Source organism: Streptomyces sp. NPDC048269 (genome assembly GCF_040652395.1).
Taxonomy (GTDB): domain Bacteria; phylum Actinomycetota; class Actinomycetes; order Streptomycetales; family Streptomycetaceae; genus Streptomyces.
In genome coordinates this window covers 26,971-43,548 of sequence record NZ_JBEZLW010000055.1, presented here as the reverse complement: position 1 = coordinate 43,548, position 16,578 = coordinate 26,971, and the positions used below count along the sequence as shown (strand labels likewise).

General features: G+C 69.4%; 13 protein-coding genes. 5 read left to right on the top strand and 8 right to left on the bottom strand.

The genetic code is table 11. The features are described from left to right. Positions 1 to 1,834 precede the first annotated feature (1,834 nt). The gene (locus tag AB0D48_RS33205) at positions 1,835 to 2,560 is read right to left on the bottom strand and encodes a peptidylprolyl isomerase (RefSeq protein WP_362405560.1); all 726 of its coding nucleotides are present in this window, start codon (positions 2,558 to 2,560) and stop codon (positions 1,835 to 1,837) included. Positions 2,561 to 3,319: 759 nt separating this feature from the next. On the opposite strand from AB0D48_RS33205, the gene AB0D48_RS33200 reads away from it, so the two are divergent. From AB0D48_RS33200 to AB0D48_RS33185, 4 genes are all read left to right on the top strand, one after another. Further along, positions 3,320 to 4,192 carry a hypothetical protein gene (locus AB0D48_RS33200; RefSeq protein WP_362405557.1) on the top strand — a complete coding sequence of 291 codons (873 nt, stop codon included), beginning with the start codon at positions 3,320 to 3,322 and terminating at the stop codon, positions 4,190 to 4,192. 2,807 nt (positions 4,193 to 6,999) lie between these two features. Beyond that, on the top strand, positions 7,000 to 7,890 hold the full coding sequence (locus AB0D48_RS33195) for a hypothetical protein (RefSeq protein WP_362405554.1): 891 nt from the start codon (positions 7,000 to 7,002) through the stop codon (positions 7,888 to 7,890). Between the two features lie 683 nt (positions 7,891 to 8,573). Then, positions 8,574 to 8,831: a hypothetical protein gene (locus AB0D48_RS33190; RefSeq protein ID WP_362405552.1), complete on the top strand. Its 258-nt coding sequence runs from the start codon at positions 8,574 to 8,576 to the stop codon at positions 8,829 to 8,831. Between the two features lie 722 nt (positions 8,832 to 9,553). After that, a complete protein-coding gene (locus AB0D48_RS33185) occupies positions 9,554 to 9,781 on the top strand; it encodes a helix-turn-helix transcriptional regulator (protein ID WP_362405549.1) in 228 nt (75 codons plus the stop codon). Between the two features lie 173 nt (positions 9,782 to 9,954). On the opposite strand, the gene AB0D48_RS33180 is transcribed toward AB0D48_RS33185, so the two are convergent. The 7 genes from AB0D48_RS33180 to AB0D48_RS33150 form a co-directional block, all read right to left on the bottom strand. Continuing rightward, entirely contained in the window at positions 9,955 to 10,641 is a 687-nt protein-coding gene (locus AB0D48_RS33180; RefSeq protein WP_362405546.1) for a hypothetical protein, read from the bottom strand. Positions 10,642 to 10,793: 152 nt separating this feature from the next. Continuing rightward, positions 10,794 to 11,855: a helix-turn-helix transcriptional regulator gene (locus AB0D48_RS33175; protein ID WP_362405543.1), complete on the bottom strand. Its 1,062-nt coding sequence runs from the start codon at positions 11,853 to 11,855 to the stop codon at positions 10,794 to 10,796. 167 nt (positions 11,856 to 12,022) lie between these two features. Further along, positions 12,023 to 12,886, bottom strand: coding sequence for a cupin domain-containing protein (locus AB0D48_RS33170; protein ID WP_362405539.1), 864 nt, complete (start codon positions 12,884 to 12,886; stop codon positions 12,023 to 12,025). Positions 12,887 to 12,903: 17 nt separating this feature from the next. Continuing rightward, a complete protein-coding gene (locus AB0D48_RS33165; protein ID WP_362405535.1) occupies positions 12,904 to 13,773 on the bottom strand; it encodes a cupin domain-containing protein in 870 nt (289 codons plus the stop codon). An 87-nt stretch (positions 13,774 to 13,860) separates the two neighbouring features. Next, positions 13,861 to 14,055 (bottom strand): hypothetical protein, encoded by a 195-nt coding sequence (locus AB0D48_RS33160; RefSeq protein WP_362405532.1) that lies wholly within the window; start codon positions 14,053 to 14,055, stop codon positions 13,861 to 13,863. 165 nt (positions 14,056 to 14,220) lie between these two features. After that, positions 14,221 to 14,433 (bottom strand): hypothetical protein, encoded by a 213-nt coding sequence (locus AB0D48_RS33155; protein ID WP_362405529.1) that lies wholly within the window; start codon positions 14,431 to 14,433, stop codon positions 14,221 to 14,223. A gap of 110 nt (positions 14,434 to 14,543) precedes the next feature. Next, a complete protein-coding gene (locus tag AB0D48_RS33150; RefSeq protein ID WP_362405527.1) occupies positions 14,544 to 15,017 on the bottom strand; it encodes a carboxymuconolactone decarboxylase family protein in 474 nt (157 codons plus the stop codon). A 379-nt stretch (positions 15,018 to 15,396) separates the two neighbouring features. On the opposite strand from AB0D48_RS33150, the gene AB0D48_RS33145 reads away from it, so the two are divergent. Further along, on the top strand, positions 15,397 to 16,437 hold the full coding sequence (locus AB0D48_RS33145) for a vWA domain-containing protein (protein WP_362405524.1): 1,041 nt from the start codon (positions 15,397 to 15,399) through the stop codon (positions 16,435 to 16,437). The last annotated feature ends 141 nt before the right edge of the window (positions 16,438 to 16,578 follow it).

The window sequence follows — 16,578 nt, the reverse complement described above, 5'->3', positions numbered from 1 at the left end:
CACCCGGCCCCGCCCGAGCATCGACCACGTCCTGCACTGGTCACACTGGCGCCGCAGACGACAACACCAAGCCCGCACCAGCCACTACAAACGACGCGGCCACACACCACCAGAAGCCAACAAACCATCACAGCAAAAACCGTTGCAGTACTAACACGCCCGCGGCCCGTGCCACGCCAGGCACGGACGTGAAGGGGGATACGTCGTCGTGCGCAAGGTGAGGTGGGCGGCCGCGGCCGCCGGTGCGGTGCTGTTGATCGCGGGGTGCGGCAGTGAAGGCGATTCGGCTCAGGTACATGGCGGTGACGCACCGTCGGCCGGTGGCTCCGCCACGGCGAAGGCGGGTTCGGGCGGCAGCCTGAACGTCGAGGCGGTGAGGAAGGAAATAGACGCCGCCGCCACAACGGCCGGGTTCACCGCGAGGCAGCCCGCGGACGACGTCCCGCCGGGCCTCAAGTCCTGCACGGTCAGGTGGCAGGCGGACGGCGTAAAATTCGCCGACTCGAGGAAGTCCTACGATGCCACGGTCGCCACGCTGGTCAAGGGGGGCTGGAAGGAGAGAGGGAGAGCCGACGAAAAGCAGTCGGTCACCATGGCGATGGACAAGCGGCTGGACCATCATGGCGTGGCACCGCCCCCAGGGCCGGGTGGACGGGACGGACTGGATCAGCTTCATCGCCAACGACACCGGGCCCGCGTGCGAGAAGCCCTTCCAGGAAGACCTGGCCGACAAAACTACGAACAAGAAGTAGTTCCGGCCGCGAACCCGCGGCCGGCCGGGGCTCGCGGGCGTGGGCCGTTGCTCCCGGCGGCTGCTGGCGATCAACCACATTTCACTTCACGTACGCGACCTTGAGCTGCGGCCGGTGCCCTTCCCCAACGCCTCGGCATACCCGTAGCAGCCGAGGGAGGCGTTGTCGGGGCCGAGTGCCACTCCCCCTCCAGCTCGTCGAGTCGAAGATGGAGGTGATGCCGATCCACTTCCCGACGTTCTTGCCCCACGCGATCGTCTGGGACTCGCTGTCGCAGCTGAAAGTGCTGAGGCGGGATGCGGGGCTGTGTACCTTGATGACGGCCTTGCCACCCGAGTCGTAGTACCAGTGCGCGTAGCAGAGGTAGAACTCGCTCCGCGGCGGCCGTCGCGGAAGGCACGGCAGTGCACGGCCAGGCCAGCCACACCGCCCTGGACACGCACCACATACCAACGACCAGTGAAACTGCGCAGTACTCAACCAACCTGGACAACCAGGCCCCAAAGCAAACAACTCCGCAGGTCAGACGGCTCGACGACCCTGCGCTCTGCGCAGAATCAGTGAGCCAACCCAGCCACCAACCCGCTCACTCAACCTGCACAGCTCCAGGTCACAAGCGTGACGACTACGCAGATTCACTGCCCCACGACATGTCGGCGATCAGTGAAACTGCGCAGTGCTTGCGGATGTGAGCAGGCGGATCCACGCCGTTGCCGTGTCTCATGCGACACCGCGTCTCGCTGTCCAGCTCAACTCATCCGGGTGACACCACCGACACCGCACCAGACCGTCCCCGCGAGCCGCCCCTCGCTGGCCTGACCAGCCCAAAACCGAACACCGCCCGGAAGGACACCGGCTGCGGCTTGCTGGACAACCACCCACGATGTCGCAATGGGTGCGATGTCCATGGGCAGCACCGTATGGAGTCCACTGGTTGCGCTTGGGCGCTTCGCGTAGTCCGGGGCACAAGGTCCGGAGCCCTCCGCTTCCGCACCCAGAGCTTCACCCGGCCGGCGTAGTCCGCCTGGCGCGGCCACAGGCTCCAGGCACGCTCATCGAGCACGTGGCCACGCCGCGGTGCGTCAATGCTGGCAGGACGGCCGGACGCGGAGCAGTTCGGTCCGCAGCACGGGTGTGCCGTCGACCGGTGCCGGGTCCTCCGCGGTCGCCTCGATGCCTCCGGCGGCGACTTTGTCGAGTGTCGTCAGGCCGTCGGCGCCGACCGTGCCGAACACCGTGTAGTTCGGTCGCAGCGCGGAGTCGCCGTAAACGACGAAGAACTGTGAACCATTCGTGTCCGGACCGGCGTTGGCCATCGCCAGCAGGCCGCGCCCATAGAGGCGGCGCGCGCCGGTCGGATCGGTCGGTGCCGGCGGCAGGTCCACCGGCAGCTCGTCCTTGTACTTGTACCCGGGCCCGCCCTCACCGGTACCGGTCGGGTCGCCGCACTGCAGGACCTTCAGCGTCGGGTACGCCGTCAGACGGTGGCACACCGTACGGTCGTAGAACCCATGCCGTGCCAGGTGCAGGAAACTCTGGACCGTGCACGGCGCCTTGGCCCGGTCCAAGTGCAGCGGGAGCGGGCCCTGGCTAGACGGAACAGCCATATCAACCGTGCCACGACTGGGGGTGCGCCGCGGGTCGGGCGGCAGCGGAACAGAGCGCGCCGACGGCTCGTCCGGGGTCTGTGTGTACTGGCAAGGGCCGTGCGTCGTGCGCGGCGGAGCACCGTCGGAAGCGGTGGCGACACTCCCCCCGGACACGACTAACGCCACGGCCGCGAATGCGCTGATCAGTGCCCGTTTCATCTCGCACGCCCTCACGATGATCGCCAAGTCCCTGGAGCGGTCGCAGTCTAGGGCGTGGGTTTGGTCCGCGGGAATAGTTAACGGCAGGAGGCTGGCCCGGCCGACCCCGAGGTCCTCGCCCTCCAGCTGACGTCCCTGCTCGACGGAGCCACTGGCGCTGTAGACGTCGGCCGCACCACAGGCTCCAGACGACCCTCACGCGGCTCCGCCAGCCACCGCCACACCGTCCGAACCGTCACACCGGCAGCCTCCGCCATCACCCGCACATACAGCGACGACACCGACCCCGGCCCCTGATCCATCGCCAACAACCGACGCACCACCACCTCCTGCGGAGGCCAGCACGCAGACCCTCAAAAGCCTGCGGGCTGGTCACCTCGTGCAGCAGGTGCGGATCGACGTACAGAAGATCTGGCTCCCCCTCCACGCCCCGGACGAGGTGATCGTCCCAGACCTTCTCCGCGAGCGTCCTACCCATCGCTGTCCTCTCTGTCAGGCCGAGATCTGCCGACCTCTGCCGGTCGGGCGTCCTTGGAGCGTCCCCGCTCCGTCCTTGCGGGATCCGGGACGCCGGGACGGACCGGGACGCCGGGAGGCGGGCGGACCGGGAAACGGGGAGACTGAGGGAGAGCGTGACGCCTGACCGCTCCGGCCCGGACGGTCCGCGGCGGACGGTCCCGCGCAGGGGCCGGACCATCGACCTACGTCCGCGCGCGCCCCGGGGGGTGGGTGCCACGGCCCTGTCCAGGAGTCCCCATCGTGACTTTGACCCCACAGCGATCCGAACGCCCTCGGCGCACGGTCCGACGGGCCGCGCTCCTGCTCGCCGCCGCGGCGCTGCCGGCGGCCCTGGTAGTGTCCGCGGCGCCCGCCGCAGCGGCGCCCGTGACCAAGACCTTCACCGCCGGCGCCAACCAGCGGTTCGTCGTCCCGGCCGGCGTCACCCGACTGACCGTCACCGCCACCGGCGAGCCGGGACGGTCCGCCATCGAGGGTGGAGCGGGCGGGACCGGCGCCACCGTCACCGGCACCCTCACCGTGGTGCCCGGAACCACCTACTACGTCAACGTCGACACGGGCGGCGGAGCCGTCACCGGTCAACGCCCCGGCGGCAGCGGCGGCGGTGCCAGTGACGTCCGCACCTGCAGCTCGGCGCGCGCGAGCTGTGCCCTGACCGGTGTTCCCGGCACCGACCCCCGCCTCATCGTCGCCGCCGGCGGCGGGGGCGGCGGAGGCGGCTCCAGCTTCACCGGACACCCCGTCAGCGAGGCCACCGGCGGAGACGCGGGCGACACCGGGAAGCCCGGCGGCGAGCGACCGGACAGCGGCGGCGGGGGTGGCGGCGGAACCCAGACCCTCGGCGGCAAGGGCGGAGCCGCCTGCCCCGAAGGCTTCAGGGCCGGCACCGACGGCACGCCCGGTACCGGCGGCACTGGCGGTGGCGGATTCGGCGGGGGCGGTGGTGGCGGCGGCTGGCACGGCGGAGGCGGAGGCGGCGGCTGCTTCCTGGTCAACGCCGACGGCACCGCCGGGCCCGGCGGCGGCGGAGGCGGGTCGAACCTCGTCCCGGCGGGCGGCACTTCCGGCCCCGCCACCGGATCGGCGCAGGTGTCCATCACCCACGGTTCCTGAACCGTCGTCCGTGGGGTGCAGAGTACCGGTTTCGTAGCAGCGCCCGACAAGGCCAAACGCCACCCCGTGTCGGTACAGCAAGGCCGGGCACCGCCTTCGTGTCAGCGAGCGCGAGACCCCTGAGCGCCGTGGTAGCGGGCATCTGACCCGCTGTCCCCCGCACCGCCACTGCACGAACGCGGCCCCCGGCTCGGCACCTTCATGCCCTCGCGCAGACATGGAGCAGCAGGGCATCGGTGCCGTACCGCCGCCCGATCACCTCCGCCGAGGCCCTCCCCCGCGCCAACTGATAATCCTCGACAGCTGCGGCGAACTCCTCGGGAGACAGCTGCGGCGAACTCCTCGGGAATCTCCCGCCGGTCCACCACACCCGCCACCGCAACCTGCGGGAAGGAACCACCGAACGTCTGCAGCCTCGACCACCCCAACGACCGGCCGAACTTCCGCAGCACCGAACGAATCAGATCGACCCCGCCCAACTCCTCCGCCTCTTCAACCCCGAGGCGGAGCTCGTACGACCGCCGAAGCCACCCCCGCCCGGCGGACACGAACGAGGCAACAACGGCACCAAGACAGCGACAAGACGCTCATGACCCGGATCACCCGCAAACGACGGCATCCACCGAGCGTAGCCAGACACGACACGCCCCCACCCAGCGTTCCGCCACACCCACCCACAGGGGCGACAGACACCCCACCCACCAAACGACAACGGCCTTCACCGACCGAACGACACGCCAAGACCGCCGCACCCCAGCCCAGCACCAGTGAAAACCGATGACGCACACCCAGTGCACATACACGACGCCCATCACACACCACCAGCGGAAATCAGCCTCCTGACGGAGCGTCATTGGTGACAAACCAGCGCATCGTGGTCCGTTCAGTGCTCGGGGTGGTCGAGGGTGTCGGGGGTTCCGAGGGAAAGGCACCACGGACATCCGTGGGGGTCGCTCGCGGCGCTCGCTTGGTGAGGCAAGGGCAGGGGGAAGCCCGCCCTGTATTCGTCCTGGAGTACCCGTATCGATCCCCCCTTCTTCCCGGGCGGAGTGATCGCGCCGGCCATGCCTGCTTCAGCGAGGCGGCGTGTCACCCGCAGCAGCGCCGCCCGCGCCTTGCTCGCCACCCGTGCTGCCGCCGGCCGGACACGGCGCCGGGCAGTCGACCATGAGTCGGAATCGGATAGGTCACCAGGGCCATGCTCGTGTCCCTTCACGAAACGAGTTACTCCTTGGTCGACCAAACAGAAATGAGTAGATGATATTTTTTTTGATTGTGGCACTGCTTGCCAATTCCACCAACGCTTAGCACGTAGGTGCGTCGAACGGGAATTACACAGACCGCCAGCCGATTCAGGGCGGGGGCTATAGCGGCGAGATCCGGCAATGTGCAGATTGCCGGGGTTTTTGCATGACCGGTGATGTATGGATTGCCGGGGTTTTTAAGGGATTCAGCGATATCGGCCACCCTTTCGGTCGGGTGCGCGAACTACCGGTGTGAAGAATTGCGGGATTCCGGCCTAGATCATCGGCGCATCGCTATATGGCAGTAGCATCGGGGCGGCATCGCGAGCCTGGGCCTTCGTTACTCCGGCACCGGCATCACCCGTCTTGCCGCGGAGCCCGGGGGCGGGGCGTCGGAGGTGCTCATTCGGGGAGCGGAGTCGGCCGGAGGCGTGAGGGGGCACTGTCGTAGAGGTCTCGGGTGAAGGGTGGCCAGCACGGCTCGTGGACGACCTGGAGCGGCTCCGCACCTGTGCAGGCCGAGATGCCAACGGGGTTCTCCACCGGTGCCTCGGCTTGCCGGCGAGACAGTCGGATGGCGTCTACATGGCAGGCCAGGACGTGCTTGAAGCGTTGCTGGCGCCTCAGTTCAAGAGTGTCCACGTACCACAGCCGGCCAGTCCCTGATGAGGTCAACGCAGTGCAACCTGTGCCCAGTACGGCGGAGATCAGCACGATCCACAGGAGGAGGTGTCCCACAGCTGGTCCTTTCGAAGGCGGATGCTCAAGGGGGCACACACGACCGTGGCCCCGTCGATCCTCCGGCATAACGCAGAGGCATATGCAGAGTTGCGCTCTCCCCTCTGATTGCAGCCATGCGCAGCAATCCGCAGCCTTGGCGTCTCAGTCTTTTTACTGATGATCAGTCAACGGGGAGGGGCCCGAGCGCGAGGATCAGCGTGCTCATGTGGGGCGGTATGGCCGTCTGAGAAGCGGCATGACGGGGATGAAAATATGGAGAGTCGGCTACATGTGCACGTATCCGGTCATGCGGGGGCGCCGTCAGACGGCGCGCGGCGCGCAGCAGAGCCGTCGTGGCCTGCATCGGCCCGACGCCCATCGTCTCCCTGAGCTGCGGTTCGGCGCCGCGGCAGGAGTTGCTGACGCTCTCTTGTTGTGTTTGCAGAACCGACAAGAGGAAGGGTCAACGTTTATTCATCCGCCACCATCACCCGGATGGCGCATACCCTGACCAACATCGACAGCGTTTATGGAATATGACAACAGCAAAGCCCCCCTTCTTCTTCCGCAGGACTCCAGAAGAAGACGGACGGGGAGATGGTTTTCGCACCGGGGCCACCCGGGTCGGAAAGTGGACTTTCACTCCAGGATCAACCGGCTGTGGCGAGGTCAGGAACGCAACGCTGGTAGACGAGAGCCTGGAAATCGATCTGAGTTACTCGTCCTCGGTCTTTGAGGACTTCCTCCGTACGATGAGGATGATCCAGGTCGAGTTCGACCTGAGGTCGGGGAGCACCGCACCGTCCCCGACGTCTGTCGACGAGCGCTCGGGCGGCAGTTCCCGTGTATGAGCCGTACGGATACGCGGACATCCACGGCCCCCAGCCCCAGCCGGACACCACCGTGTTCTGGCGCCGGCCAGACCCCGTGGAACCGCTCGGAGGGTCCGGTGAGGAGCATCGGTCGTGGGATCCGGTGGAAGAGCTCGCGAGCCTGCTCCAGGAGGGCCCCGCACCCGGTCCGCCGGAGGCGTTCACCCACGTCGGCTACGACGACACCGGTGACCCGGTCAGCGCCATCGGCCTCGTCGCAGGGCTGAAGCAGACCCCTGCCGAGCGGCCGCCCAAACAAGCCTCCAGCGGGCACCGCCGGAGCGTGTCGAGGACGCCGGTGACGACCCTGCTGCAAACGGGCAGCCTGTTCACCGCCGTGCTGGTCGCCGTCATCGCGGCCCTGGTGAGCATCCTCAGTGGGCTGGTCATCTGCGACGCCCTGCGACACAGCGCCGGACTCCACACGGCCCGAGAAGTGGTGAGCTGGTGGCCCCTGCTGATCTACGGACCTTGGATGGTCGCCTCCCTGTCCATCCTCAGGTCCGCGCTGCACCAGCGCCGCGCGCTTCATTCCTGGTCGATCGTTCTGCTGTTCTCCACCCTGGCGACGCTTCTGTGCGTAGCCCAGGCACCCAGAACGCTCGCCGGCGCGACGTCGTCCGCGCTTCCCGCCGTCGCGGCGTTGGCCTGCTTCCAGCAGCTGGTCCGCCAGATCACACTCACGCGGCCGCCCCGCCAAGCCGCTCCACGGCACCGGAACCCGCCCGCCTCCGCGCTCGGGGCTGGGCAGCCGGCCACGGCCCGGCGCAGCCCGGACGGTGTCCGGCCCGGCTACTCGATGACAGACAGAAGGGCTGACCGCTCTCCGTCCAGCGGTCGCAGATTCGAGTACGGCGCATGACGGTCGTAAGCGTGCGGCGGTGTCTCTTACGCAGGCCGGAGCTACGGCTCTCGGCTCGGGCTTCGGAACGACGATCGGTGTCGTGCCGGCGGCTGGGGGGCAACCGCGGCGTTCTTCATTCGTCTGCCCGGCAAGAGTCGGTGAGCTGGCGCGGGAGGGCCGGGCGCTCAAGTCCGTACCGTCAGTGGAGTCTGACCGGCCGGCAGTCTCGGTGCCGGCGAGATGAGGTGTTGACGCTGGATGCCGGACCACGACGTCGGAGGGTCGAGCGTCCCGTACGCGGCGACCGCGAAGGTCGGAGGCGGTGACGGCCGCTGACTTCCTGGACAACCCGGTCCTTCCCACGCGTCAAAAGGGTGCTCGCCTGCACCTTTGAAACGAAGATCGAAACCGATAGTCACGGGCCGTGCGCAGACTCAGTCCGACGGTCTATGCCCAGGTCTGGAGCGTTCAGCGGGCTGTAGCTCAGGCCGTACCCCGCACCCCGGGCATCCGGTTGCCGCGGCACGTCCGAGCACGCGTCGTTCGGCATGGCCATGCCCCGTCGGCATTTGCGGCGAACCTGCCGGCCAAGTGATCAGCGCCGCGGCGCCCATGGGAGCCGCGCGCCCAGGGGCGACCGAGCGAATCCCCGACGCGCTCCGGCGCCTCATCTCCCACGTCTACCACGAAAGGCAAGAAGCATGGCGTACGAATTGACCCACGCCGAGCGGATCCGGTACAAGCGGCGCCAGGACGCCGCCTACCAGGACGGCGAAGAAGCCGTCACCAATCTCCAGGCGGCGCTCGCGCTCGCCGGCATGACCCTTCCCTCCCTGTGCAACGACGGGCCGGTGGCCGGCCACGGTTTCGTCCGGCTCGGAGGATGCAACGCGGCGTTCGCCAACCGGCTCGCCGAAGTCATCGCCGCAGGTGCCGACGCGCTGCAGTATCAACGGTGAACCGGCAGACGGCTCCTTGAGCCGGGGCGGAGTGCTACCGGGACCCGGTCGGGCCGGACTCGGAGCTGAGCAGGCCGGGGGCGACCAAGGAGTAGGTGCCCCTGGCCATGTGGTCGGCCGGTTTCCCGAGCCGCCCACTGATCGCTGCGGGCCCCGAGGCATCCTGCTCCCCCCAGCCCGTACATGCACAAGGGGCCCGGCCGAGCCGTACCGCCTGCGCACCCGCCACCGGACGAGCGCGGTGATCGCTTTCGGGCGCTCCTTCGCATCGACGGTGGCCATGCGCACGGCGGGCTCGGTCCATGAGGGTGTGGAACGTGGTGTGCAGGGTCGTCTCGGAAGTTGGTGGGCCGTGCCCTTCTTTCCTGCGCGGCCTGCGACCGGTGTCCGGCCCGGACGGCGGGTCCGGCATGGCGGCCTGCTGACGGCGCCCGTTCACGCGCCGTGTTCACGCTGGGCGTGGGCTTCATGCCGAAGGAGAAGCCACCTCTTGCGTCCCGGCCTCCGGACGTCCTCCGAAAGGGAAGCGACCGGGCCGTCGCCCGTGCTGGAGCAGCTGTTCGCTCCTGTCCGGTTTGTCGACTCCTCGCTTTGCTGCCACGCAGTTTGCTGAGGTGTTCCCCCGTCGCCGCGCACCCCCGGCCTGCCCCAGGGTGAGAGGTGTCCCGGACGGGCCCGACGGCTCGCCTCCGGGGCCCCGTCGACGAGGAGGAGCCAGCCACATGCCGGACACCCTGAAGGCCGCCGTCTGCGAGCCCACCCTGACCCCCCGAGAGCGCCAGGTCCTGGCCCTGCTCGCGGGTGGTGAGACGTACTGCGGCATCGGCCGGAGGCTGGGCATCAGCCCGCACACCGTCGACACGCACCTGCGCCGACTGCGCGACAAGACCGGCACGGCCAACCGCACCCAGCTCGTGGTCCTCGCCCTCCAGCGCGGTTACGTCTCCTGAGCCCCACCAGACCCTTCAGCTTGCCCGGCTCTGCTGGCATTTACGACAATCTGAGCACCCTTCATTTTGCGGTCACGCACGTTGGTGAAGGGCCCGCTCCCGCACGTACGCCACCGGGCTGCGCCAGTGTTGTCCACGCACCGCACCCGCACTGCACACCGCACCGGGCCCGCTCAGCGGGCGGGCCCCGTCATGTCCCTGGGGAAACCATGCCGAAGCGCCTCGCCCTGCTCCTCACCGCCGTCGCCACCGCCGCCCTGCTGGCCTTCCAGCCCGCTTCCCCCGCGTACGCCGATGACATCGACTGCGGCGGCATCGTGCTCCAGTCGACCGGCACGTCCCTCACCGGGACGGACTTCGAGGTGGGCGGCGACAGCCGGGTGGACCCGTGCGACACCTCCTGGGGCGGCTGATCCCCGCTGCGAAAGCTGGACCGGCGCCAGATCGGTGAGCACGTACTGTCCCCCGGGCGTCAGCTCCACCGACCAGGACCAACGGGCCGGGATGTACAGCACCTCCCCCGAGCGCAACCGGCACTGGAAGCCGTCCGCGCCCGCGCCGTCCCGGTCATCGGACAGGCGCCACGTCCCCGCCCCCTCGACCTGATGGACCACCCGGTGTGCGGCGGGATTCCCCGTCCCGCCGCTCCGGGCCACCAGGCCCGCACCTGGGCCGAGTTCGAGGGCCAGCCCGTCGAGCACCTGCGACCACTCCGGAGCGCCCAGGGCCGGATGCTCGTACTCGGGCCACAGCACGCCCGGCGCCCGGTCCAGATGGACCGACAGGAACAGCACCAGCTCCGTGAGATGGACCGCGCGCTCCGCCGCCGCCCAGGGCGCCATGGTCCCGCCGCCGTCCATGCCCCGCCCTCCGTACCTCGTTCGAAACGCCGCCCGTCAGACGTCCTGCCCGGGCCGTACGACCAGCATCGGGCACCTGGCACCCCCCGACCAGCCGCGAAAGTCCGCTCCCGAGAACACGCGACGGCCATACGAGCAGCCGACGGCGATCCTCAGCCCGTGTGCGCTCCGGACGGCGGCTGCCCCTCGGAGCCGCCGCCTGCCGCCAGCAGCCCCTGGGCAGCCGCGTGGGCACCCGCCTGGAAGCGGCTGGCGGCGCCCAGCTCCTCCATGATGTCGGCGATGTGACGGCGTGCCGTACGCAGCGACATCCCGAGCCGCCGGGCGATGGACTCGTCCTTGAGCCCGGCCGCGAGCAGCCGGACGATCGTCTCGTGGATCTCCCGGGAGACCTCTTCGAGCCCCTGGTCGGCGGCGTCGGCGAACGGCGTGGCCCGGTCCCAGGTCTGCTCGAAGATCTCACAGAGGTAGGCGACCGTGGACGGCTCCCGTATGACGACGGCACCCCAGCTGTCGTCCCTGACCGGGATGAAAGCCACCTCGCGGTCGAACACGATGAGCCGGCCGAACAGCTCGTGCGCGGTGCGGTACTGGCCGCCCAGCGCCGACGCGGCGGCCACGTACGCCTGGCTGGGCCCGTTGAAGCGGGCCGTGTGGTGGTAGAGCGTACGCAGCCGGATCCCGCGTTCCAGCATCGCCCGGTCCCGCACCAGTGCCTCCTGCATCGCCTCCGGGACCCGCGCCCCGCCCCCGGGCTGGCTGGTCAGGACCTCCCTGCGGCAGCGGTCCGAGGCCTGGTTGAGGGTGTTGCGGACGTCCTGCACGTTTTCCAGGAGCTCCAACCCCTCGCCGCGCGCCTGACGCTGGTGGTAGCGGGCGAGGAACGGGCCGAGGTCCTCGCGCATCCCGGCGAGCCCGGCCTGTTGCTCCCGAATCCGCGCCTCCACGGGCGCGGCGAGCTGCGCCAGGGCCGTCTCGGGCGCCACCGCGAACACCGCCTGCGACCCGCCGGGACCGGTCTGCGCGTGCAGCAGCCGGGCCCGCCGCAGCCGCTCCAGGCTCGCCCCGGCCTCCCCGGCGGTGATCCCGACACCCTCGGCAACGGCCTCCGCCCCGCCCGTCCGCTGCTCCAGCACCCAGCCGTACACGGCCAGGTCGGTCTCCCCCAGCCCCCCAGCCGCGTCGAACGGTCCCGATTCCCCCTGCACTGCCACACCTTGCCCCTTCGCCGCCGGCCCGGCAGGTCGTGCCGGCCGCCGGCGCATTGGATGCCCGGGCCAGGATAGGCAGAAGAGATCACCGGACGGCAGGCGGACAGCCCCCGAGCACGAGGCATCGGGGGCTGTCCGCATCCATCTACAGGTAGGGGTACGAGGAGACGTCACACACCACGCATGGCGTCACGGGCGAGAGCGACCAGCGTCCGGGGAGTCAGGGCGTCCACCGCGCGGCGCTGGTGCTCGATCAGCGTCGCGGCGGCCTCGGTCAGCTCCCGGTCGTCCAGCGGTCGCCCCGGGATGGGCGCCCCGTCGGCGAGGATCGCCTGCAACAGGGCGTACAGGTTCGCGGTGCCCGCCTCGCGCACGGTCAGCGACAGGTGCACGGACGGCGCGTCCCCCACGGCATCGGCGCGGTGCGCGAACCCCCGCGGTACGTACAGCACCTCGCCCGGCCGCAGCACGGTCTCCAGGAGTACGTCACCCGGGTCGCCGTCCTCCCGGGCCGGCTCCCAGTTGCCGTCGCGCGGTCCGGCGTAAATGTGCCAGCGCTTCTCGCCGCTGATCTGGATCGCGAGGACGTCGGCGTCGTCGCGGTGCAGGGGGCGGCCCTGGGTGCCTGCCGGGGTGCGGAAGAAGAACGCCTCCACCTGGCGGCCGAGTTGCTCGCCCAGTCCCGCGGTCAGCGCCCGCACGCCCTGGTGCCACTGGTCGACGTACCGCAGGAGCAGGGTGGCCCGCTCCTCGTCGACCAGGCGCCGTACGAGGTCGCCGTCCGCGTAGCCCTCGACGAGCTCACCGAGCACCACCCGCGGGGTGCAGAACCGCTCGACGGGCACGTGGCTGTCCGCATGGACCAGCCCGATGTACGGAACCTTGAGCAGTCCCGCATCCAGAAGAGCATCCGGCTCGGCGGTGCCGATCACGTCCACCGGGGGGCACTCGGGACGCAGCACGGCCGGTGCGCGGCGCCAGTACGCGGCGAAGAACTCCTGCTCGTCGCCCACGCATCGGGTCAGCCAGTCCATCGTCGTCTCACTCTCGCTCAGGCCGTGGGGCGGCTGCTGTAGGCGTGCAGGCGGGCGCTGTGCACGAGGGAAGGGGCATCGGCGGCGTCGAGCCGGTCGCGTACGTGGGCCAGCAGGGCGGCGGCCGTCGCCGTCAGGTCCTCGTCGCCGAGGGGACGGGCGGGCAGGGCGAGGCCCTCGGCGAGGAAGGACCGCAGCTCCGCCCGCAGGTGGTCGGCCCCGGCCTCGCGCAGCACGATCGTCAGGTGCAGCGAGGGTCCGTCCGCCGTGGCCTGGGCGGTATGGGCGTACCCGTTGGGCACGTACAACACCTCGCCGGGCCGTACGACGGTGTCCAGCAACACCTCACCCGGGTCGTCCTCCCGCACGGGCTGCCAGTGCCCGTCCGCCGGACCCCCGTAGACCTTCCAGTGCTTGGCACCACTCAGCTGGAGCACCAGGATGTCGCCGTCGTCGCGGTGCACCGCACCGAAGCGCCCGGGTTGCGAATAGAAGAGGAATGCTTCGACGAGCCGGTCGAGCTCCCGTGCCAGTCCCGCGGTGAGCTCCCGCACCGGCGGATACCAGTGGTTGACGTAGCGCAGCTGCAAGGTGGCCTGCTCATCCCGGATCAGGGCACGCACCCGCTCCGCGTCGAGCCACCCCTCCAGGTACCGGCCGGCCACCACCCGGGGCGGACAGTAGGCCGCCTCAGGCACCGCGCCCGCCATGGTGAAGAGCCCGGCGTACGGCACCCTCAAGGTGCCCGAATCCAGCAGCTCGTCCAGAGCCGCGAGCCCGAGAACCTCGGTCGGCGGATCGGCCGGCCGCAGCAGGGCGGGCCCTCGACGCCACTGCGTGCGCAGGAAGCGGTCCGCGTCGGTCACACAGCGTTCGAGCCAGTCCACGGCTCACTCTCCTTGCTCTGGCCCGGCTGCGGGGCCCGCCGCCCATACGGTGGGCGGGCCCCAGCAGCAGACGGTCGGTCGGCGGGATCAGATGACGTCGGGGTAGCACTCCGCGCACCCGGCCACAACGGCGCTGCCGGACGGCGCGGCGTCGGCGGCGAAGGCGCTCGGCGCGAAGAGCGCCCCGCTGACGACCGCGGCCGCCGCCACACCCAGTGCGGCCTTGCGGGAGAGGCTCAGACCGGTCTTGGCGGGAGCGTCGGTGTTCTGCGAGAAGTCCATGTCATCTCCGGTGAGTTCGTGTCCCGGGGCGTTTCCCCTTGACTGATCTCATCCTGTCCGCCCCATCTCCTCACCGACAGTGACATTTTTCCGCTCCCGCACCCCCGTGTCCCGCATCCCCGTGACCCCGCTCCCCGCCCCGAACGCCCCACCCGTCAACGGCAATCAGACCCGGGCCGCAGCAGCCGAGGCCGACCGAGCACCGCTCCTCCGGGCGCGGCCGTCGCGCCGCACGGCCCGGGTCGGCGAGCCGGAGCCGGCTCCCACGTTGATCACGGTGGCGGCGTCGCCGAGGGATTGATGGATCCTGGCGGTGAGGCGGGGGTCGGACCGCCGGGTGTGGGCGCAGGTCCGGCCGATGCTGTTGCAGGTCGCCATGCCGGGCAGTGTGCCGTTCGATCTGACGAGGGCAGTCAGGGGGCGACGGCCGTGGGGGTGGTCTGTCGAACGGGTCCCGGGGGACCCGTTCGCCGCAGACCTACGTGTGGTTACGCGAACTGGCCGGGCCGGTACTCGCCGGCCGGGGTCTGGAGCATGACGTTCGCGCGGTTGAAGGCGTTGATGACGGTGATGACGCCTACCAGGGCGCCGAGCTGGTCCTCGTCGTAGTACTTGGCGGCGTTCGCCCACACCGCGTCCGGGACGCCGCCGGCTGCATCCGCGATGCGGGTGGCTTCCTCTGCCAGCTCCAGCGCGGCGCGCTCGGCGTCGGTGAACACCGTGGCCTCGCGCCAGGCCGCGACCAGGTTGAGGCGCTCCGCGGACTCGCCGGCCTGTACGGCGTCCTTGAAGTGCATGTCGGTGCAGAAGCCGCAGCCGTTGATCTGGCTCGCGCGAAGCTTCACCAGCTCCTGGGTGGCGGCCGGCAGGGTCGACCCTTCGAGGGCCTTGCCGGCGGCCACGACGTGCTTGAGAACCTTGCCCAGTACGGGATTAGTGAAGGGATTGAGGCGTGCTTCCATGATGCGCTCCATTGCCGTGTCTGACGTTTACACCCCTTTGACACCGCGGGCCGGTGAGTTGTGACGTGGACGCGTTGTGACGTGGGTCTCTCCCCCCGTCGCCCTGACGGCTGGCCGTCGGAAGAATTCGGGTGCCTTCGCGCGTGGTGTCTGCGGATCGCTGTCGCATCACGCTCATCTGCGGACATGACGAGTACATCTGCGTCGTGGCGGCTGAGGGCGAGCGCGTCGTCGGGGGAGGTGAGGAGGAACGGCCTCCCAACCCGGCCCCGGCGCGGCCCCCGGGGGCGGCGCCGGACGTGGGCGCCGGTTCAAGATCGATTGTCAGTGGTGGGTGGGAAGATCAGAGCATCGCATCGGGAAAACGTGGGGAGACGTCATGTCCGGGAACCAGAACTACATCAATCACGTGGCTCTCGTATTGGACGCCAGTTCGTCCATGTCTCACCTGAGCCGTAAGGTCGTCGAAGTCGCCGACCAGCAGATTGCATATCTGGCCCGTCGGTCGCAGGAACTGGACCAGGAAACCCGTGTCACGGTGTACGTCTTCGCGGACAAGGTGGAATGCGTCATCTACGACAAGGACGTGCTGCGAATGCCGTCCCTGCAGCAGCTGTACCGGGCCGGTGGAATGACGGCTCTGCTGGCGGCCACGCTGAAGTCGCAGCGGGAGCTGGCGCAGACGGCTCAGCTTTACGGCGACCACAGCTTCCTGACGTTCGTACTGACGGACGGGCAGGAGAACGCGAGTCACCGCAGCCCGGATGCCCCCACCAGGGACCCCCGTGAACTCGTGCAGGCCGTGGCCACGATGATCGAGACGCAGCAGGACAACTGGACGCTGGCCGTCCTTGTGCCGGACCAGATGGGCAAGCGCGAGGCCATGCAGTGCGGCTTCCCGAAGGACAACATCGCCATCTGGGACGCCACGAGCACACAGGGTCTGGAGGAAGCCGGGCAGGTCATCCTGAAGGCCACCGAGAATTTCATGGTGGGCCGGACCAAGGGCATCCGGGGATCGCGGGCAGTGTTCTCCACGGGTGCAGAGGCGGTCAACAAAGACACCATCGAGGCAGCCGGTCTCACCCCGGTCGATCCTTCGCAGTACCGGCTGATTCCGGTGGCTCGCGAAACGGCGATCCGGGAGTGGGTCATCGAGTGCGGGCACAGTTATCGAACCGGTGGTGCGTTCTACCAGCTGAGCAAGTCGGAAAAGATCCAGGGGCGGAAGCAGATCGCGGTACTGGAGAAGAAGACGGACCAGGTCTACACGGGTCCGGCGGCCCGGGCCCTGCTCGGCCTGCCGAGCACGGAAGTCCGGGTCAAGCCGGACCACAACGCCGACTTCACGATCTTCGTGCAGAGCACCAGCGTGAACCGGAAACTGGTACCGAGCACGCGGCTGCTGCTGATGGCCTGACGCCTTGGAAGCCCCTCCGGTCCAACTGGCGGGGCTTGCGTCGTGTTCGTCTGCGTTCGTCTGCGCCGCGGGACCGTACAAGGAACCGCTGATGTCCCGGCACGGCCGTTCCGGGATACCAGCCGTGCGCTGAGTCCCGTA

Bases quoted from the DNA above. Each gene is read 5' to 3' on its own strand.
- AB0D48_RS33205 (WP_362405560.1), bottom strand. From the start codon at position 2,560: ATGAAACGGGCACTGATCAGCGCATTCGCGGCCGTGGCGTTAGTCGTG.
- AB0D48_RS33190 (WP_362405552.1), top strand. From the start codon at position 8,574: ATGGCGTACGAATTGACCCACGCCGAGCGGATCCGGTACAAGCGGCGC.
- AB0D48_RS33185 (WP_362405549.1), top strand. From the start codon at position 9,554: ATGCCGGACACCCTGAAGGCCGCCGTCTGCGAGCCCACCCTGACCCCC.
- AB0D48_RS33180 (WP_362405546.1), bottom strand. From the start codon at position 10,641: ATGGACGGCGGCGGGACCATGGCGCCCTGGGCGGCGGCGGAGCGCGCG.
- AB0D48_RS33170 (WP_362405539.1), bottom strand. From the start codon at position 12,886: ATGGACTGGCTGACCCGATGCGTGGGCGACGAGCAGGAGTTCTTCGCC.
- AB0D48_RS33160 (WP_362405532.1), bottom strand. From the start codon at position 14,055: ATGGACTTCTCGCAGAACACCGACGCTCCCGCCAAGACCGGTCTGAGC.
- AB0D48_RS33155 (WP_362405529.1), bottom strand. From the start codon at position 14,433: ATGGCGACCTGCAACAGCATCGGCCGGACCTGCGCCCACACCCGGCGG.
- AB0D48_RS33150 (WP_362405527.1), bottom strand. From the start codon at position 15,017: ATGGAAGCACGCCTCAATCCCTTCACTAATCCCGTACTGGGCAAGGTT.
- AB0D48_RS33145 (WP_362405524.1), top strand. From the start codon at position 15,397: ATGTCCGGGAACCAGAACTACATCAATCACGTGGCTCTCGTATTGGAC.